General features: G+C 60.2%; 16 protein-coding genes. 10 read left to right on the top strand and 6 right to left on the bottom strand.

Annotated elements, in window-relative coordinates:
* Positions 1-80: 80 nt before the first annotated feature.
* From G9X68_RS16345 to G9X68_RS16360, 4 genes are read left to right on the top strand one after another with little or no spacing between them, the layout of a single operon-like run.
* Positions 81-1,055, top strand: coding sequence for an ABC transporter permease (locus G9X68_RS16345; RefSeq protein WP_171603280.1), 975 nt, complete (start codon positions 81-83; stop codon positions 1,053-1,055).
* Positions 1,056-1,060: 5 nt separating this feature from the next.
* Positions 1,061-1,975 (top strand): ABC transporter permease, encoded by a 915-nt coding sequence (locus G9X68_RS16350; protein ID WP_171603281.1) that lies wholly within the window; start codon positions 1,061-1,063, stop codon positions 1,973-1,975.
* Positions 1,972-2,949 carry an ABC transporter ATP-binding protein gene (locus G9X68_RS16355; protein ID WP_171603282.1) on the top strand — a complete coding sequence of 326 codons (978 nt, stop codon included), beginning with the start codon at positions 1,972-1,974 and terminating at the stop codon, positions 2,947-2,949. Before G9X68_RS16350 ends, G9X68_RS16355 begins: the two co-directional genes overlap by 4 nt.
* The gene (locus tag G9X68_RS16360; RefSeq protein WP_244956201.1) at positions 2,949-3,953 is read left to right on the top strand and encodes an ABC transporter ATP-binding protein; all 1,005 of its coding nucleotides are present in this window, start codon (positions 2,949-2,951) and stop codon (positions 3,951-3,953) included. The genes G9X68_RS16355 and G9X68_RS16360 overlap by 1 nt, the downstream gene beginning before the upstream one ends.
* A gap of 49 nt (positions 3,954-4,002) precedes the next feature.
* Here the strand turns inward: G9X68_RS16360 and G9X68_RS16365 are convergent, their stop codons facing one another.
* Together G9X68_RS16365 and G9X68_RS16370 are read right to left on the bottom strand one after the other, a co-directional pair.
* Positions 4,003-4,428: a CBS domain-containing protein gene (locus G9X68_RS16365; protein ID WP_171603284.1), complete on the bottom strand. Its 426-nt coding sequence runs from the start codon at positions 4,426-4,428 to the stop codon at positions 4,003-4,005.
* Positions 4,429-4,760: 332 nt separating this feature from the next.
* Positions 4,761-5,810, bottom strand: coding sequence for an AI-2E family transporter (locus tag G9X68_RS16370; RefSeq protein WP_171603285.1), 1,050 nt, complete (start codon positions 5,808-5,810; stop codon positions 4,761-4,763).
* Between the two features lie 143 nt (positions 5,811-5,953).
* On the opposite strand from G9X68_RS16370, the gene G9X68_RS16375 reads away from it, so the two are divergent.
* The 3 genes from G9X68_RS16375 to G9X68_RS16385 all read left to right on the top strand — a co-directional run bounded on the left by G9X68_RS16375 (position 5,954) and on the right by G9X68_RS16385 (position 8,316).
* Positions 5,954-6,928 (top strand): alpha/beta fold hydrolase, encoded by a 975-nt coding sequence (locus G9X68_RS16375; RefSeq protein WP_171603286.1) that lies wholly within the window; start codon positions 5,954-5,956, stop codon positions 6,926-6,928.
* A gap of 163 nt (positions 6,929-7,091) precedes the next feature.
* Entirely contained in the window at positions 7,092-7,766 is a 675-nt protein-coding gene (locus G9X68_RS16380) for a L,D-transpeptidase (protein ID WP_171603287.1), read from the top strand.
* Between the two features lie 13 nt (positions 7,767-7,779).
* A complete protein-coding gene (locus tag G9X68_RS16385) occupies positions 7,780-8,316 on the top strand; it encodes an OmpA family protein (RefSeq protein WP_171603288.1) in 537 nt (178 codons plus the stop codon).
* A 317-nt stretch (positions 8,317-8,633) separates the two neighbouring features.
* Here the strand turns inward: G9X68_RS16385 and G9X68_RS16390 are convergent, their stop codons facing one another.
* Positions 8,634-9,104, bottom strand: coding sequence for an Hsp20 family protein (locus G9X68_RS16390; RefSeq protein WP_171603289.1), 471 nt, complete (start codon positions 9,102-9,104; stop codon positions 8,634-8,636).
* Between the two features lie 254 nt (positions 9,105-9,358).
* Between G9X68_RS16390 and G9X68_RS16395 the strand changes: the two genes are divergently transcribed.
* Positions 9,359-9,709: a hypothetical protein gene (locus tag G9X68_RS16395; RefSeq protein ID WP_171603290.1), complete on the top strand. Its 351-nt coding sequence runs from the start codon at positions 9,359-9,361 to the stop codon at positions 9,707-9,709.
* A gap of 84 nt (positions 9,710-9,793) precedes the next feature.
* Here the strand turns inward: G9X68_RS16395 and G9X68_RS16400 are convergent, their stop codons facing one another.
* Positions 9,794-12,277 (bottom strand): glycoside hydrolase family 3 C-terminal domain-containing protein, encoded by a 2,484-nt coding sequence (locus G9X68_RS16400; RefSeq protein WP_171603291.1) that lies wholly within the window; start codon positions 12,275-12,277, stop codon positions 9,794-9,796.
* A 219-nt stretch (positions 12,278-12,496) separates the two neighbouring features.
* Here G9X68_RS16400 and G9X68_RS16405 point away from each other — a divergent pair, with 219 nt between their 5' ends.
* The gene (locus tag G9X68_RS16405; protein ID WP_171603292.1) at positions 12,497-13,135 is read left to right on the top strand and encodes a TetR/AcrR family transcriptional regulator; all 639 of its coding nucleotides are present in this window, start codon (positions 12,497-12,499) and stop codon (positions 13,133-13,135) included.
* Between the two features lie 46 nt (positions 13,136-13,181).
* Here G9X68_RS16405 and G9X68_RS16410 read toward each other — a convergent pair whose 3' ends face one another.
* Complete coding sequence (locus tag G9X68_RS16410) at positions 13,182-14,021, bottom strand: alpha/beta hydrolase (protein ID WP_171603293.1); 840 nt, start codon at positions 14,019-14,021, stop codon at positions 13,182-13,184.
* Positions 14,022-14,144: 123 nt separating this feature from the next.
* Here G9X68_RS16410 and G9X68_RS16415 point away from each other — a divergent pair, with 123 nt between their 5' ends.
* Positions 14,145-15,086, top strand: coding sequence for a LysR family transcriptional regulator (locus tag G9X68_RS16415; RefSeq protein ID WP_171603294.1), 942 nt, complete (start codon positions 14,145-14,147; stop codon positions 15,084-15,086).
* Positions 15,087-15,183: 97 nt separating this feature from the next.
* Here G9X68_RS16415 and G9X68_RS16420 read toward each other — a convergent pair whose 3' ends face one another.
* Complete coding sequence (locus tag G9X68_RS16420; protein ID WP_171603295.1) at positions 15,184-18,210, bottom strand: alpha-mannosidase; 3,027 nt, start codon at positions 18,208-18,210, stop codon at positions 15,184-15,186.
* Positions 18,211-18,282: the final 72 nt, after the last annotated feature.

The following is an 18,282-nucleotide window of genomic DNA, read 5'->3' on the forward strand; positions in this document are numbered from 1 at the left end:
TAAAACAAAGACGTCGATTCAAAATTACAGCGTCCTTTGCGGCTCTCGAAAAGACGCGCGGCGCTGTAGGGAGAGGTTCAATGGTCACATCCATTATCAGGCGGTTGATACAGGCGCTGTTCGTCGTTGTCGCGATGACGATCATTGTCTTCATCGGCGTCAATGTGATTGGTAACCCGGTCGACATCCTCATCAACCCGGACGCCAATCAGGCGGAGCGGGCACTCGTTATCGCCCATTACGGCCTGGATCAGCCGCTGTGGAAACAATATCTGCTGTTTCTCCAGGGACTTCTGCGCGGGGACTTCGGCAACAGCTTCGTTTATGGGCGGCCGGCGCTGGGTCTGATCCTTGAACGTCTCCCGGCGACACTCGAACTGGCGATCACGGCTCTCGGCATCGCGCTGCTGTTCGGCTTGCCGCTTGGGCTGTATGCAGGGCTCTACCCCAATCGGATTTCCTCCAAGCTGATCATGAGCGGCTCGATTCTGGGCTTCTCGCTTCCGACCTTCTGGGTCGGCCTTATGCTGATCATGGTATTTTCCGTCGAGCTCGGCTGGTTGCCGACGAATGGCCGCGGCCCGACGCAGGAACTGCTCGGCGCACAATGGTCGTTTCTGACCGCAGACGGCATCAGGCACCTTTTATTGCCGGCCTTCAACCTGGCTCTGTTCAAGACGTCGCTCATTCTTCGGCTGACCCGCGCCGGCGTGCAGGAGGTCCTTCCTCAGGACTATGTGAAGTTTGCCCGCGCCAAGGGATTGCGAGAGCGGCGGATCATTTCCGTGCACGTTCTCAAGAACCTGATGATCCCGGTGGTGACCATCATCGGTCTCGAGTTCGGCTCACTGATCGCCTTTTCGGTCGTCACCGAAAGCATCTTTGCGTGGCCCGGCATGGGCAAGCTCATCATCGACTCGATCAACCTTCTCGATCGCCCGGTCATCGTCGCCTACCTGATGATGATGGTGCTGCTCTTCGTCGTCCTCAATTTCATCATCGATATCTGTTATACCCTTCTGGATCCGCGGGTCCGGCTGGAAGGAAAGGCTTGACCCTCATGGCCGAACCACAAACGCAAGACACAAGCGCTCCAACGCCCGAACCCAGTCGTCTGTCGAAAGGGATCGCGGATTTCTTCAGCTCTCCAGCAGCCGCGATCGCCTTCCTCACGCTGGTGATCATCTGTTGCCTGGCGCTCTTCGCGCCATGGATCTCTCCGCAAAATCCCTATGATTTGATGCAGCTCGACATCATGGACGGACGACTGCCGCCGGGGTCCGAATCCATTACCGGGCTCGTCTATCACCTCGGTACCGACAGCCAGGGCCGCGATATCCTGTCCGGCATCCTTTATGGCCTGCGTACCTCGTTGCTGGTGGGCGTTCTGTCGGCTTTCGCTGCTGCCATCATCGGAACCTCAGCCGGATTGTTTGCCGCTTACGTGGGAGGGCGCACGGAAACCGCGATGATGCGGCTCGTCGACCTGCAGCTGTCGTTTCCCACCATATTGATGGCGCTCATGATGCTCGCCGTGCTCGGCAAGGGCGTGCCCAACGTCGTGATCGCACTGATCATCGCCGAGTGGGCGACCTATGCCCGAACGGTCCGCGGCACCGCTCTGGTCGAGCGCGAGAAGGAATATATCGAGGCAGCCCGGATGCTGCGCCTGCCCGGATGGCGCATCCTCTTCAGGCACCTGCTGCCGAACTGTCTTGCGCCGGTCATCGTCATCGCCACGATGCAGATCGCCCGGGCAATCGGCCTCGAAGCAACCTTGTCCTTCCTCGGTCTCGGTGCATCCGTGACCGAACCCTCGCTCGGCATGCTGATCTCGACGGGCTACCAGTATCTTCTGACGGGCCTCTACTGGATCAGCTTCTTTCCCGGCATTGCCCTTCTGGTCACGATCGCGGCGATCAATCTCGTCGGCGACCGGCTGCGCGATGTCCTCAACCCGAGGAACATGTCATGACCCCATTGCTGCAAGTGAGCAATCTCGTCACCGAATTCGGCGGCGGCAGGGGACGCCCCAGCCTTTGCGCCGTCAATGATGTGTCGTTCACGGTGGAACGCGGCAAGGTCCTTGGTCTTGTCGGAGAATCCGGATCCGGAAAGTCGGTGACCGGCTTCTCGATCATGCGGCTCCTCGATAAGCCCGGCCGGGTTGTAGGCGGCAGGGTCATCTTTGACGGCGCCGACATCGCGAGATATTCGGATGAAGAGATGCGGCAGCTGCGCGGCAAGCGGATCGCCATGGTATTCCAGGATCCGATGATGACGCTCAACCCGGTCCTGACGGTCGGGACGCAGATGGTGGAAGCCGTCCAGGCACACGACAGGGTCTCGAAGGATGCCGCCCGACAGCGGGCGCGGGATGCTTTGGCGCTGGTCGGAATACCAAGCCCTGAAGAAAGGCTTGCCGCCTATCCGCATCAGTTTTCCGGCGGAATGCGCCAGCGCGTGGCGATTGCCATCGCGCTTCTTCACAAGCCGGACCTTATTATCGCCGATGAACCGACAACGGCGCTGGATGTGACGATCCAGAGCCAGATTATTTCCGAATTCCAGAAGCTCACCGAAGAGGGAAATACGGCGGTGATCTGGATCACCCACGATCTGGCGATCGTCTCAAGATTGGCCGACGAGATCGCCGTCATGTATGCCGGCCGCCTTGTCGAGACCGGACCGGTGGGCAAGGTTCTGACCAATCCTCACCATCCCTACACCGCCGGTCTGATCGCGTCCGTTCCTTCGCAAAACAGACGCGGAGAGCCTCTTCACCAGATCCGCGGCATGACGCCGGCCATCAACCGCCTCCCACAGGGATGCAGTTTTCGTACGCGCTGTGATCGGGCAACCGACGGCTGTCTGGTCATGCCGGCGCTCATGCCGGAAGGCAATCGCTCGTTCCGCTGCATTCATCCCGTAACGAAAGAGGTAGCATGATGACGGCGACCGCCGCGCCCCTGATCGAAGCGAGGAACGTGTCGCAGCGCTTCGGAGCCAAGCCCGACCTAGCCGCTAAGATCGCGCTCAAGCTCAAACTGGCCAAACCGGCGCCTGTCGTTCACGCGCTTGACAATGTCAGCCTCAGCATTCGGCCCGGAGAGGTTGTCGGCCTTGTCGGCGAAAGCGGCTGCGGGAAGTCGACGCTTGGCCGCGCCATTGCAGGGATCACCTCGCCAAGCCAGGGCCAGATTCTCTGGAAGGGGACGGACCGAAGCGCCATGTCGACAGGCGAGCAGCATCAGTTCGGTCTCGCCAGCCAGATGATTTTCCAGAATCCGATGGCGGCTCTCAATCCGCGCATGACCGTCGAGCAGCTTATCTGGGAGGCGCCCCGAACGCATGGGCTTGCCCGCTCGGCGGAACGCGACGCCTATGTCGACAGATATTTGATGCTGGCCGGTTTCGACCCGGCCATGAAAAAGCGATACCCGCACCAGTTTTCCGGTGGCCAGCGGCAGCGCGTCAATATTGCCCGCGCGCTCGCCGTGCAGCCGAAATTCCTCGTCTGTGACGAAAGCGTCGCGGCGCTCGACGTTTCCATCCAGGCCCAGGTTATCAACCTGTTCATGGAACTTCGTGACAAGCTCGACCTGACCTATTTGTTCGTCAGCCATGATCTCGGCGTTGTGGAACATATTTCCGACCGCGTTGCGATCATGTATCTCGGCCGCATCGTCGAAGAGGCGCCCGTCGAGGAGGTTTTCAGGCGGCCCAATCATCCTTACACGAAAGCGCTTTTGGCCGAGGTGCCGCGCATCGAAACCGGCAAGCGGCAGTTCAAGCCCGTCGATGGCGAACTCCCCAGCCCGATAAACCCGCCGAAAGGCTGTCACTTTCATCCGAGATGCCCGTTTGCGATGGACCGCTGTCATATAGAACCGCCGGTGAAAAAGGAAATTGCACCGGGGCACCTGTCGGCTTGCCACCTCAATGATGAATGATCTCAAACGATAGGATCGCTGATTGCTTCAGGCCTAAATCATCCCTATTCTAATGTGCATGAGCGCCGCCCGGGCGGGACACTTTTGTCAACCCGGCTCCCGCTGCAGCGGTGTCCGCCAGGGACGCATCGCCGAGCGAGATGACGCCGGTAAGGCGTTTGTCACGATTGACGACGGGAAGGCGGCGGACCTGGACCTGCCCCATGTTGCGGGTCACGTCGTCGACATCTTCGTCTTCGAAACAATATTTGACATCGCGCGACATGACGTCTCGCACTTTTGCATCGCCCCCTAGTCCGTCGGCAAGCCCGCGCACGACGAGATCGCGGTCCGTGATAGTTCCGACGAGTCGGTCGTTGTCGCCGACCGGCAGGAAGCCGATCTGCCTGTCGGCCATGCACCTCGCGATTTCGGCTATCGTCTGATTAGGGTTGGCGATTTCTACATCGCGCGACATGATCTCTGACACTTTCATGGTCTTTCCTCCTGCTTGTGCGGTTAGCGGAACGTCAAACGTTGCGGTGAGAGTCGTTCCGAAAGGAGGCGGCTCCATTTATGTCCGCTCCTCCTGGTCACTCCTCGACCCATCTTCAACGGGGCTTATCAGGATCCGACCAGAGGGTCTGGACTTCTGCCGGCAGTCCGTGGCGCACTTTCCGCACCTTGCTCGGATCACTATAGTAACATGGGCCCCGAAAACCGACGTTGCGGTTGGCGTCGATTGGACATGATGATGGCTCGAATCTATCAAACCAGCCAGGGAGACGAAAGTTCCGGAAGCCCTCGCTAATTGCTCCGGCCGCATCGTCAGGAATCCGCCGTGCCCTCCTCCTCCACGAATATCCCCCAAGCGGCGATGAAGAGAGCGGCTATCAGCGGCCCGATCACGAAACCATTGATGCCTAGTAGAGAAATGCCGCCAATGGTGGAAATGAGGACAACATAGTCGGGAAGCTTGGTTTCCCTGCCGACCAGGCGCGGCCGCAGAAGATTATCGACAAGACCGATGACGAGGGCGCCGACCGCAACCAGCACAATCGCCTTCACCCAAAAGCCGGCCAGGGCCAGGTAAATGGCCGTGGGCACCCAGATCAATGCGGCGCCGACCGCAGGCAGCAGCGACAGGAAGCTCATCAGTACGCCCCACAGAAGGGCTGGCTCGACGCCGAGGCCCCAAAAGGCGATCCCGCCGATCGAACCCTGGATGATGGCGATGATAATATTGCCTCGCACGGTCGCGTGAACGACCGAAGTGAATTTGGAGGTGAAGCGAAGGGTATGGGCATCGCTGAGAGGCAGCGCTCTTCTGATGGCGCGGGCAACGGCGCGCCCATCCCGGAACATGAAGAACAGGAGATAGAGCATCACGCCGAAGGTGACGAAGAACCGCAGGGTGTTCTGACCGAGGCTCAAGGCGCGTCCGGCAAAAAAACCGCCGCCCTGCATCAATGCCGAGGAAACGCGGTCCTGAAACGTATCGACGCCATTCAGCTCGATGCTCCGGAGCCAGTCGCGGAGGAACAAGGGCAATGCTTCCTGCAGATTATGAATAAAGCTCCGGACGTCGATCTCGCCGCTGTCCATACGTTGATAGAGATGGTTGCCCTGCTGAACGAGTGAACTGAGGACGATCAGCCCGGGAATGATCACGACGCAGAGACAGATCAACACAGAGAGCGCTGCAGCAAGGTTTCCCCGCCCACCCAGCCGAGCCTCCATACGGGCGTGAAGCGGGAAGAAGATGATAGCGAGGACGACTGCCCAGAAGATCGCCGAATAGAACGGTAGCACGACGGCGACAAACGCAATGGTCACGAGGACCAGAAGCACATAGAAACTGACACGCTGAAGTAGCATTCGATCTTTCCGCTTCGAAACCGCGATGATGGTAGCACAGATGCGGCGGCAGCGCTGGGCCTCCCCTTCCACCCTATTCTAACGGCTCGATAACGCAGGCGCCGTCTCGCAACCGGCCGGAACTTCTGCTTGCGATTTTCGTTATGCGGCTCATGTTAATGAAGCAATCAGACCAGCCGACGCTCGGAACAACAATTCACGTTGAAGATCAGGATGTTCACATCATTGACGGTGGCAACCCACATGGCATTCCAGTCCTCCTCCTGCATGGCTGCGGCAGCCTAGCGCAGGAAATTTTGTTTCCCTTCGACAACAGCGACTTCCGGATTATTGCACCCGACCGCCCCGGCTATGGACTGAGCACGCCGCTTGCACCGGCTGAGCGTGGACCTGAGGGACAGTCCTTCTGGCTTGAACGCCTTCTCGCCTCTCTTGACCTGCCGGAGGTCACGATCGTCGCGCACTCGATCGGCAGCGCAGCCGCGCTACACCTTGTGGCAAGAAGACCAGACCTCGTCAGGGGACTTTTTCTCATCTCTCCATGTTGCGGGCCGGTGCCGCCGAAGCCGTTGATTGTGCTTAGATCGGCGGTCGCTCCGGTGGTCGGACCGTTGATCCGCCAGCACGTCATCGGCCGGTGGCCCGCATTCTTTCTCGATCGAGGCCTGAGGTCGTCCTCTTTCCCCAATCCCCTGCCTTCTCATCTCTCGAACCTGCCGGCCTCTCACGTGGTCAATCCCATTACCATCTGCACGATGGCCGACGAGTTACGCGCCTTCAACCGAGACATGGAGCGACTTCCAGATCTGCCTGGCGATCTTCCCCTGCACGTTCTCTTCGGGATGGCGGACTGCGTGATTTCACCAAACTGGCATATCGATTGGCTTTGCAGGAAGCATCCGGGGCCGATCGTCAGATTGCTGGAAGGTGTCGGGCATTTGCCCCATCATGTGGTCCCCGGCGTGGCGCGACGGATGCTTGATGATCTTGTGGAGGCATCCGCACAAGAAACGGAACTCCCGCGTGTGAGGAGCATCGGCTCGCAGACGGTTGCGGAAGCGCCATCTCGCAAAGAGTACATGCCGGTCTTCAGAGGAGATGAATCCCCGGCCCTTTAATTCGAAGCGCTGCGGCATTCCAGGGTAACGATGGGCAATACCAGACACAGGAGGCCCGCGACCCGATCTCCGCCTTTAGGGTGGAGATGATTTTTCTATTGTGGCAAATGAAAAATCTGATTTACTGACGCTTCGCTGCTTGGCTCTAAGGGGGATATTGCCGATGCCGTGGACTCGCAGAAATATTGTGCTTAGTGGATTGGCGTTACTTGGCGCCGGTGCAATCCGGAAACCGGTCTTTGCCGCGGCGTCCTCCTTTTTCGACGGCACCACCGTCGACAACGGCGTGACGTTCCGAAGAACCAACTTCGCCAAGATCGACAGGAAGTGGCACCGCCAGGTCGTCAAATATTTCAGCAGCGAGCCGATCGGCACCGTCGTCGTCGATACCAGGCACCATTTCCTCTACGTGATCATGGAGAACAAGACGGCCATCCGCTACGGCGTCGGCGTCGGCCGCGAGGGCTTCAAATGGTTTGGCCGCGCCACGATCGACGCCAAATCGCTTTGGCCGCGCTGGACGCCGCCACCGGAGATGCGCAAGCGCCATCCCGAACTGCCCGAATTCGTGGCGGGAGGCTCACCGAAGAACCCACTCGGTCCCCGCGCCATGTACCTGCATCGCGACGGCGTCGACACCGGCTATCGCTTCCACGGCACGTTGGAGCCGTGGAGCATCGGCAAGGATGCCTCCAGCGGCTGTATCCGCATGTTCAACGAAGACGCCATCGATCTTTACCAGCGTTGCCCGATCGGGACGGCTGTGCAGGTTTTGCCGCATATTGCCGACCAGGCTGAAAGCGCCACTCAGGTCAGCCAAACAACCCCGGTCGAATAAGGAATATTCCCTGATGTCTGCTACAACAGGATACGCGAGGCGCCTTCTCGCCGTGGCCATGCTCTTGGCGCTCACCGCCTGCTCCACCACTGAAATCGCCTCTTTGGAAGAACCCGCGGCTGCGCCGATGACCGGGCAAACCAACGATCCCGCCCCCGGTTTCGAGAATGTAGGGGCTGGCAGTGAAGAGGATTTCATCCTCAATGTGGGCCGACGGATCTACTTCAAGCAGGACTCCGCCACGCTCGATTCTGTCGCCATGGCAACATTGGATAACCAGGCCATCTGGCTGAACAAGAACCCGACTTGGCTGCTCAAGCTGCAGGGATTTGCCGACGATTCCGGTTCCGCATCCCAAATGGAGGCGTTGTCGCAGAAGCGCGCCGATGCCGCCATGGCCTATCTTGCCTCCAAGGGCGTGGACGCGAAGCGGATGTGGGCGAGGGGCTACGGGAACGAGCGCGAAGTCCGAGACTGCACAGATCGCTCCTGCAGGGTGCAGAACCGGCGCGTCGTCACCAATCTCCGCACCCAGCCCGACGCCGTCTGATCTCTTCGCGAATGCCCTCCGTGCAAAAGGGGATGAAGCCACGTAATTCGCGGCAAGACGACGTCGCGTAGGAGCATTTGCGGGGGATGCGGCGAAGCCGGTATGGTGGTCCGCCGGACAAAGGGCCGGCCACCCCAGCCGGCCCTCCTGCATCCAACTCAATTCAGGATCGCGCTACCGGAACCGCGGCTCCGGAGCGGAGCTTATCAAGAAACTTCGAGAGCACACGCTTTCCCGCATCCTTTGCGTTTGCCCCACGGCGTTTCCTGATTTCGACCGTGAACGGCTTTTTCCGGGACTTCATCGAGAAGCCCTCCTTAAGCCACCTGGCGCTCGGCTTCGATCTGAAGAGGCGCCTGCTGAAAGGAGCCATCTCCAATGGCGATTTTGCGCGGCTTCATGGCTTCCGGCACCTCACGCTTCAGCGAGATCGAGAGAATACCGTTCGTCAGCGACGCATTCTCGACCCTGACGTGGTCGGCGAGTTCGAAGCGACGTTCAAACGCGCGCCCGGCAATGCCGCGATGCAGATATTCGCCATCCTTCCCCTCGGTCTTCTGGCCTTTCACCACGAGCACGTTCCGCTCCTGGGTGATATCAAGGTCGGCCTCGGCGAAACCGGCGACTGCCATCTGGATGCGATAGTCGTCTTCGCTCGTCTTGACGATGTCATAGGGTGGCCAGGTCTCGATCGCCTGCAGCCGCTGCGCATTGTTCAAGAGGCTGAAGACCCGATCGAAGCCGATGCTGGACCGGTAAAGGGGTGCGAAGTCAAGTTCGTTTCTCATAGCCATATCCTCCGTAAAGCAACATGGAATGGAGACGCGTCGAAAACACGTCCCCGGTCTGGTCGACCCGCCTTTGCGCTGCCGACGAAAATGATCTGGTTTCGAGCGTTTTTCGATTCAAGAGGACATCTAAAAAAATTTTTGGTCGAAGCTTCAGCCAGACCGCAAACCTCTTGAACGCTGTTTTCCTTCACCTAAATCGAATGGTGCCTGAAGATGTTCTTCGCTTGTGTGGAAATTTTTGGGAGAAGTTCATGACCAGCAAAAGCATCAGCACGACCACTCCGGATGGCGTCATCGAGGCGATCTCCGCCTCGTACATTCTTCATCCCCATCGCCATTTCAGCTCTCCGAACGAAGTTCTCGCCGCCGACATCTCTGCGCAGGAGAAGAGAGCGATACTGGCATCCTGGGCTTCGGACCTCTACGCGGTGGAGTCCGTTCCGGAGCTGCGGCAGCCGCCAGGCGTGCAGTGTCCGGTTCGCTATGCCGACATCCTCGCCGCGCTCAAAGCCCTGGATGGCGGGGGCGGCACGGCAAGCCTCGTCGGGAAAGGGCTACGACGCTCGCGTCCTTGGATGACTTCGCGGATCCGGGCTCGGTGAACATGAGTGGAGCAATTGTTCGCGCTGGGATTGCGAGCGCGAACCTTGTGAATCGGATGGGGCCGGAACAGCGAACGTGGCGGTTTATCCGATGAGGCTGGTCGCTTGGTGCGAAGGCGGCAGCAGGGTGTCGAGTGGTGACGGCAGATCGACCACGAACCTGATATCCGCGGCATTGGCCGCCACGACCAGCTGGTAGTCGCCGGGCTCAGTGCGGAAGGCGCCGGCCTCGACGTCGAAATAAGCGAGATCACGCGGCAGGATCTTCATCACGGCTGTCCCTGTTTCACCGGGCAGCAGCGAAAGCTTTGCGAAGGCGCGCAGTTCCTTGTCCGGCCGCTCCACCCTGGACTTTGGCGAGCGCACATAGAGCTGGACCAGTTCCGATCCGGCGCGGTCGCCGATATTGGTCAGATCGAGGCTGACGGTCACGCCTTCGGGACCCATTTCACTCGCCGACAGCCGCGGCTCGCTCCAGCTGAAGCGGGTATAGCCAAGGCCGAAACCAAAGGGGAAGAGCGGCTCGACAGCGCGTGTATCGTGGTGACGGTAGCCGACGAATACGCCTTCGGCATAGCGCACATGCCCATCCTTACCCGGATAGACGGCTCGATCGCCCGTCATGGCGGAATTGTCGGCAAGCGCTTTCGGGAATGTCTGCGGCAGGCGCCCGCCGGGCTCGACGTCGCCGAAGAGGACATCGGCGACGGCATTGCCCAGTTCCTGCCCGGGATACCAGATCTGCAGCACGGCGCGAACCTTGTCGAGCCAGGGCATTTCCACCGGTCCGCCGGTCTGCAGCACGACCACGGTGTTGGCGTTGACGGCCGCAACCCGCTCGATCAGTTCCTCCTGCTTACCCGGAAGCCGCATATCGGGCAGGTCCAAGCCTTCGGTATCCCATTCGCCGTCGCGGCCGACAAAGAGAAGCGCCACATCGGCATTCAGCGCCGTCTCGACGGCGTCCTCGATATCGGCCTCGCCCAAAGGCTTTTCGACGCCGAAGCGAATGGCCGTGAGGTTGATCCCCTCCCCGGTCGCCACCGGCGTGTCATACTCGACGGTGACGACATGGGCCTTGCCCGCATCGAGCGCTACCGTGCCGCGCTGTTCATCATTGGCCGTGCCGAAATAGTTCTCGCCGCGCGTCCAGCCGTCATGGCCATCGACCATAAGCCTGCCATCGACGAAGAGCCGCGCCAGTCCAGCATTGGTCATGCCGAAGACATGATCGCCGCTCTCCTCCGGTACGAATTGCATCGTCATCCGCGCCGAAAAATCGGCGGGGTCGAGCTCGCCTGACGGCAGCTCGAACCAGAAGAACTCGCCCTTGTCGACGGTCTCGACATGAAGCGGAGTGCCCCGGCAGCCGCGCCCCTTGAAATATTCGACGGTGATCTTTCCCTTGGCCACTTCGATCAGACGGTTATGGCGGCAGCCGACGGCGTGGCTGACGCTGTTGGCATTGGAAAGGGCGGCTCGAATCCCTTCGAGCGGACTGACAGTGTAATGCGCCGCGATCTGGGCGCTGCCACCGCCCATGACGCGTGCGGTGGCGGCGTTGGGTCCGATGACGGCGATCCGGTCGAGCGAGGTCTTGGCAAGTGGCAGGATGCCGTCGTTCTTCAGCAGAACTGCGCCTTCCGCGCCGATGCGCCGGATCAGCGTCCGGTGTTCCGGCAGGTCGATCGCCTGCTCCGTGAGATCAGGCTTCTTCTCGAACGCGCCGACCCGCTCGAGCAGAAGTAGGATCCGCCGTGCCGCCGCCCGCACGGTGGCGGCTTCGACCTTCCCTTCACGAACGGCCGCAACCAGTTTCTCGCCGCGATCGCGCGCCGGGCCGGGCATTTCGAGATCGAGACCGGCATTGATCGTCTCGGCCGTCGAATGCGAACCGAACCAGTCGGACATGACGATACCGTCGAATCCCCATTCCTGGCGCAGCACCTTGGTCAGCAGCCACGCATGCTCGCTCGTATAGGTGCCGTTGAGGCGATTATAGGAGGACATGACAGCCATCACGCCGGCACGCCGGACAGCCTGTTCGAAGGGCGGAAAGTAGATTTCGCGCAGCGTCCGTTCGTCGATATCGGAAGACATGGTCTGCCGCTCGATCTCGGATTCGTTGCCGGCGAAGTGCTTGATCGTCGCCGCGATCCCCTGACTCTGCACGCCCTTGATATAGGCGACGGCGAGGTCCGCGGTCAGCATCGGATCCTCGGAATAACATTCGAAATTTCGCCCGTTGAGGCCGGAACGATGAATGTTCACCGTGGGCGCGAGCAGCACGGCGGCACCCTTGCTCTTTGCCTGGTGGGCAAGCGCCACGCCCATGCGCTCGACCAGATCGGGATTCCAGGTGGCGCCGAGCGCGATGGCGACAGGAAAGCAGGTCGCTTTGACGCCGCCGACCAGCGAACCGGCGCCGCGCGCGCCGTTCGGTCCGTCCGTCACCTTGATCTTCGGCACATCAAGACGCTCGACGGGAACCGTCGTCCAGAAGTCGGCGCCGGACAGCAGGGAGACCTGCTCCTCGAGCGTCATCTTGTCGAGAATGGAATCGATCATGCAAACCTCCCTTTCAATGGAATTGGGGCATTGCGAAGTGCTGCCTTCCGCACGGGCGCAAATCCATCCACCCTTCGCAGGCAGCTCTTAAACCTACCGATTACTCGGTATTTTTAAGATGTCAACTGACGAAGCCTGATATAGGAATAGAGAGCGTCGGAGAAATCGGTGGGGGATTGATTGGTGGCTTACCGCTAGAAGAAGCCGACGGGAGAGACGATGGCAGAGTTATTCGAATCGAAGACCGGACAGGACGAAAAGCGACGGCGCAGATCCCGCAAGGGTGAAGCGCGCCGCGCGGAGATCCTGACAGCCGCGATGCGGCGCTTCGCCGAAGACGGCTACCGGAATGCTGCCATCGCGGATGTTGCCCGCGACGTCGGCCTGTCGCTGCCCGGCTTGCTGCACCATTTCCCGACCAAAGTCGATCTGCTGCTCGCCATTCTGGACAAGCGCGATCTCGAAAGCGAAAGCTTCATCGGGCCTCATCGTTCCGATCTCCGCGGCCTGCTCAATGGCATGGTCGAGGTCTTCCGCCGCAACGCCGATATGATCGAAGTCATCAGGGCCTTCGCCATCCTGAATGCCGAGAGCCTGATGAAGGATCACCCGGCCAAGGCATGGTTTCTCGATCGTGCCAAGCAGCTGCAGAACGACATCGCCGCCACCTTCGACCAAGCCGTCACCGATGGCTCGATCGACGGCAAGATCGATGGCAGGGCGATGGCAGCCGAGCTCATCGCCGTGATGGACGGCCTTCAGATGCTCTGGCTGCGCGATCCCACCCGCTTCGACATGGTCGGCGGGTTGGAAGCCTATGTTGGCCGGCTGCTGGCGAGCCTCGGTTTGGAGGATTGAGCGTCAGCTTGGAGCTCGGCGCTCGGAGGCCGGTAGAGGATGCGCCCTATCTTCCATCAAAACGTGCCAACCAGACCATGATGCGGCTTACGGCTTTGTCATATCTTTGCCCGACAAGCAGACCTGTGTGTGTCGCGCCTGGGAGACCTAGATACTCACCACCGATGTGGCGTGCCGTCGCCCTGCCTCGATGCTCGTCGGATTCGTCGTTGACGGCGCAAATGACGAGGCTGGGGCACGTGATCTTCTCGCCTTCGATGGAGATTCCCTCCGCCCCGAAATGAAAGGAAAATGCGCTGAATGCCTTTGCAGATTCCATGGACAGGTACTTCCGCTGGAATTCGATATCCTCGCGTGTTTCATCCGCACTGATTTGCTCGTCGCGCGCGGGAGCAGGCACGACGAGGCCGGGCATTCGCAACGCAAGATCGCGATAGGGCACTTCGGCATGCACTTCCTTGCAAATGCTGGAATCGATCAGCACCAGCCCGGCAATCTCCACGTTTTCCGCCAGCTTCTGGCTCAGGATTCCGCCCATGCTGAATCCGATCACGATGGGAGGGGCTCCACATTCTTCGACGATTTCGGAGATCACCAGCCGGATGTCTTCCAGGTAATCTTCAAACAGGATTTTTGTGAAATCCACAGACCTGCTTTTGTAATGCCCTCGCAGGTTGATGCAATAAGAGCTCCATCCCGCCGATATGAAATGCGGAATGTACTTGCTCCACATCCAACTGCCGGTAAAGGCACCATGAACGAAGAGCAAAGGCGCCCGACCGGATTGCCCTGGACCGCCCTGCCCGTGAAATATTTCCAGAAATAAGTCATTCTCTCCAATGTATTTTCCCGTGTGCTCGGGTCGATTTTTTGCATAGTCCCGCATGCCGCTCACTCCTTTGATTGGCCGGCCGTTCATCCGGAACAGAAGATATTTCCTACGCAATATTGATCAATCGAGGATCCTGGACATACATAAAGGATAAAATGTCTCCAATTGGGTGCTGATATGGAAGGGCCTGCAAGCCTTGTCGCCTTCGTTTACGCCGCCGAACAGCAGAGCTATGTCGCTGCCGCCAGGGTTGCCGGAGTTTCGCCATCCGCGATCGGAAAAGCCGTGGCGCGCCTCGAAATCCGACTGGGCGTGCGGCTCTTCAACCGGACGACGCGCAGTATCAGCCTGACGGAGGAAGGAGCGGTCCTCTACGAACGCTACAAACGCATCCTCGATGACATGGATGACGCAGAGGCCACAGTCTCACGAAGCCGGGAACGCCCGAGGGGACGCCTCCGCGTCAGCGTGCCGCATATCGTTGGGCATCACCTTCTCATGCCGATCCTGCCCATTTTTACCGAGCGATTTTCGGAGATCGAACTGGACATCGATTTCGAAGACAAGGTCATAGACCTGGTTGCAGAGGGCCTCGATGTCGTCGTGCGGAGTGGTGAGCTTGCCGATGCACGATTGATTGCCCGCCATATCGGCGATCAGCATTTCGTCGTTTGCGGAAGTCCCGATTATTTCAAGCGCCATGGGCGACCGGAGACCCCGGATGACCTCTCCCGGCATGCCTGCATTCACTTCAAATACCCATCCAGCGGCCGGCTCGCGCCATGGGCATTCCGCCCGCCATACGAGCGGCAACTTTTGCCGAGAAGCCTGACATTCAACAATACGGATGCAGGGCTGTGGGCAGCACGGGACGGTTTGGGCCTCGCACATCTGCCCGTCTACGTCGCAGAGCCCCATATGCGAGCCGGAAGTCTGGCTCCCGTGTTGACCTCCTTCATGGTGCCCTACGGCTCGCTCTCGCTCGTCTGGCCATCCAATCGTCAGCTTTCACCCAAAGTCCGCGCTTTCGTGGATTTTGTGGTTGCGAACTTTGCCGCCCGACCCGACGCTTTTCGACCGCTGGATGCGGCTGGCGGCTCATCCAATTCTGGGGGATAGCGGCCGCTTTCAGGAGCGCCCGCCAGTTCTTCAAATCATGGTGCGACATGCTTGCCATAGGCCATTTGATTCCCGGCACGTATGGGGCGATTAGGCGTCAGGCTTTCTGCAGCTTCCAGGTCCGGATTTCGAACGGCATGATGTCGGCAGGTCCCTTTCGCTCCATCGGCTCTTCGAGAATGTTCAGCGGCTGCGATGCTGCCCATCCGGAAGGCAAGTTGAGGGCGAGCCTGCCGCGCCGGCCGGCCGGTTCGTAAAGGCGCAGGATGAGGCCGTCGCCCTCTTCCGCCGGCTTCAGGCCTGAGAACGCGACAGGGATGCCGGTGACCGCAAGCGGCGCGAAAGTGCCGGCGGAGAGGCCGCTGGCCTCAGCCGCGACGAGCGGTTGATTAAGATCGATCGCCTCGTCGAGAACGCCGCCTTCATGCCAGGCGCCTTCATGCGGCATCAGCGCATAGGTGAAGCTCTGCTCTCCTTCGTCGGCCAGCGGATCCGGATAGATCGGCCCGCGCACGAGGCTTATGCCGATCACATTGCCGCGGGCGCTATGGCCATATTTGGCATTGTTGAGCAGCGCGACCCCGAAGTCCGGCTCGCTGATATCGACGAAGCGGTGCGCGACGGCCTCGAACATCGCCTGCTCCCAGGACGTATTCGTGTGCGTTGCCCGCTCGACGATGCCGAAGGCGCATTCGAACGTTGCGTTGCGGGCCTGCGCGGCGACCGGGTTCAAGGTTCGCAGCAGCGTGCGGCGTTCATGCCAGTCGATCGTGGTTTCGATGTCGAGCCGCCTGGCGTTGGCCGTCAGCACATAGGTCTGCGTGACGCTCGAATTCCGGTAGCGGTAAACGACGCGGATCGCCGCGCGGTGCGGGCCTTCTTCAACGAGGGTGATGCTATCAGGCGTATCGAGGCGGACGGCCTTTTCGGCATAATCCGCATCGATGTCCCAGGCGTCCCAGTTGCGCGGCTTGTCGGCCGGATAGACCCAGAGCTGGTTTGCCGAGCCGTCGATCGCTTCCCGGCCCGTGGCCTTGTGAATGAGGCTTACAACCGCTCCGTCCTTGCCGATAGCGACCGAGAGGTGGTCGTTTTCGAGACGGTCGGGGCCAGCCTTCAGCCCGCCCGCCGGCTTGAGCGAGCCCTTGTCGAAGACCGCAACGGACAAGGGGGCGACGAGATCGGCGGCCGCGACGACCGTACCGTCGGAGAGTGTCGCGCTGAGCGGTCTGGCCGCAAGAGACGGATTGACGACGACGAGGGCATCGCCAACCCCGCCCTTCGGCAGCTTGGTCGACAGCGCCTGCAACGACTTTGCCTGCTCGGCCTTGGCATGGTCGATGACGCCGCCCAGTTCCTGCTCTGCATCCTGATAGACTTCGCGGATGCTCGACCCCGGCAGAATGTCGTGAAACTCGTTCTTCAGCACAATGCGCCAATCCGCTTCGAGGCTTCGGGGCCTGTCTGCTCCGAGCATATGCGCCAGCGAAGCGATGATTTCGGCGGTGATCAGCGCCCGTTCGGCCTGGCGATGCTTGCGCTTGACGCCGCTTTGCGACGTCAGCGTGGCGCGGTGCAGTTCGAGATAGATTTCACCGTCCCACACGGGAAGGTTTTTTTCCCCCGCGGTGCGGTGCGCCTGCTCATAATAGCTTTTGACGGTGCCCCAGCGGGCCTGCGGGATAGCCGGGAAATCGCGCAGCTGCACCTCGCGCTCGACCATTTCCGGCGTGACGCCGCCGCCGCCGTCGCCATAGCCGACGGCCAGAAGCGAGGTATCGTGCTGCGTCTTGCCGCGGAAATTCTTCCATGTCGGCACGTAGCAATCGGGTTGCACAAAGCCGTTATAACCCTGCATCGGATTGTCGAACGTATGGGTCAGCACCCGGCTGCCGTCGAGGCCCTTCCACCAGAAGAGGTCGGAGGGGATATGGTTGGTCTCGCTCCAATTGACCTTGATCGTGAAGAAGCTGTCGATGCCGCCCTGTCTCAGAATTTGCGGCAGCGCGCCTGAGAAACCGAAGCAATCCGGCAGCCAGCAGACCGTATGACGGGTGCCGAAGGTCTTTTCGAAATAGCGCTGGCCATAGAGAACCTGGCGGGCGAGACTTTCGCCGGTCGGCATGTTCGTGTCGGGCTCCACCCACATGCCGCCGACGGTTTCCCACTTTCCGTCCGCGACCTTCTGCTTGATGCGCTCGAGAAGCTCCGGGTCTTCCTCTTCTATCTGCGCGTAATAATGGGCGGTCGATTGATTGAAGCGGAAATCCTCGGAGCGCTCCATCAGCGACAGCGCCGTATTGAAGGTGCGCCGCATTTTCCGCCGTGTCTCGCGATAAGGCCAAAGCCAGGCAAGATCGATATGCGCATGGCCCGTCAGCAGCAGTTCTCCATTCGGGGGAAAGCGCTTCTGCAGTTTCTTCAGCTTTGCCATCAGGGCATCGAAGGCTGCTGCTGCCGAAGCGCTTTCCTCGTTCGTGAGACCCGCCGGATTTTCCTGGAGCTCCGGCAGTTCCCAGATCTTCTGCTGCATGACCGCGCCAGACGTGCGGGAGATATAAGCCGCCGTATCCGATGGCCAATCGAGACTGCGCAATGCATGCTCGGCGGCATCCATCAGATGCGGCACGACTTCATGTTCACCCAGCGCATCGATCGCCTCGGCCACCTGCTTCAACAGAAGATGCAGGCGGTGAGCGGGACCGTCGAGCCAGATAAAGCGGGCCTTGTTGAGCCTCGGAGCGCGATTGGGCTCGCCGAACGGAAACCGGGCGACGGTTTCCGTTGCGATCGAAAAGCTGCGGCCCTTCACCGGGAATTCCTGATGATAGGGATCGAGACCGAATGTTTCCGTTTCTCCATCGGGATAGCTCAGCGTAATCAGGCTCTCGCCGCCGAGATCGAGCTGCAGGCGAATGTCCGCGAGCGGCCACGTCTGCGGCGCTTCAGCGGTCGCGGCAAAATGCACTACCCCCTGGCGGTGCGGCCAATTCTGGTGATGTGCGATCGGCTCGCCGTCAAAAGTCCAGCCGTCGATCACGGCACTTTGTCGATCTCGCCAATGCGCCAACTCGGCAATGCGAACTTTCAGACGATCGAGGCGCTGGGCAATGGTCAGAGGCATGGCTTATCCTGTTGAAAATCGACGGCTGACAATCTTGTCGTCATGCTTTTGGGGTCGTGGACATGGTTTTGG

It is taken from the genome of Rhizobium changzhiense, assembly GCF_013087625.1.
Taxonomy (GTDB): Bacteria; Pseudomonadota; Alphaproteobacteria; order Rhizobiales; family Rhizobiaceae; genus Rhizobium; species Rhizobium sophorae.

Coding starts and splice junctions, on each gene's coding strand:
- G9X68_RS16345 (WP_171603280.1), top strand. CDS start 81: ATGGTCACATCCATTATCAGGCGGTTGATACAGGCGCTGTTCGTCGTT.
- G9X68_RS16350 (WP_171603281.1), top strand. CDS start 1,061: ATGGCCGAACCACAAACGCAAGACACAAGCGCTCCAACGCCCGAACCC.
- G9X68_RS16355 (WP_171603282.1), top strand. CDS start 1,972: ATGACCCCATTGCTGCAAGTGAGCAATCTCGTCACCGAATTCGGCGGC.
- G9X68_RS16360 (WP_244956201.1), top strand. CDS start 2,949: ATGACGGCGACCGCCGCGCCCCTGATCGAAGCGAGGAACGTGTCGCAG.
- G9X68_RS16365 (WP_171603284.1), bottom strand. CDS start 4,428: ATGAAAGTGTCAGAGATCATGTCGCGCGATGTAGAAATCGCCAACCCT.
- G9X68_RS16370 (WP_171603285.1), bottom strand. CDS start 5,810: ATGCTACTTCAGCGTGTCAGTTTCTATGTGCTTCTGGTCCTCGTGACC.
- G9X68_RS16375 (WP_171603286.1), top strand. CDS start 5,954: ATGCGGCTCATGTTAATGAAGCAATCAGACCAGCCGACGCTCGGAACA.
- G9X68_RS16380 (WP_171603287.1), top strand. CDS start 7,092: ATGCCGTGGACTCGCAGAAATATTGTGCTTAGTGGATTGGCGTTACTT.
- G9X68_RS16385 (WP_171603288.1), top strand. CDS start 7,780: ATGTCTGCTACAACAGGATACGCGAGGCGCCTTCTCGCCGTGGCCATG.
- G9X68_RS16390 (WP_171603289.1), bottom strand. CDS start 9,104: ATGAGAAACGAACTTGACTTCGCACCCCTTTACCGGTCCAGCATCGGC.
- G9X68_RS16395 (WP_171603290.1), top strand. CDS start 9,359: ATGACCAGCAAAAGCATCAGCACGACCACTCCGGATGGCGTCATCGAG.
- G9X68_RS16400 (WP_171603291.1), bottom strand. CDS start 12,277: ATGATCGATTCCATTCTCGACAAGATGACGCTCGAGGAGCAGGTCTCC.
- G9X68_RS16405 (WP_171603292.1), top strand. CDS start 12,497: ATGGCAGAGTTATTCGAATCGAAGACCGGACAGGACGAAAAGCGACGG.
- G9X68_RS16410 (WP_171603293.1), bottom strand. CDS start 14,021: ATGCGGGACTATGCAAAAAATCGACCCGAGCACACGGGAAAATACATT.
- G9X68_RS16415 (WP_171603294.1), top strand. CDS start 14,145: ATGGAAGGGCCTGCAAGCCTTGTCGCCTTCGTTTACGCCGCCGAACAG.
- G9X68_RS16420 (WP_171603295.1), bottom strand. CDS start 18,210: ATGCCTCTGACCATTGCCCAGCGCCTCGATCGTCTGAAAGTTCGCATT.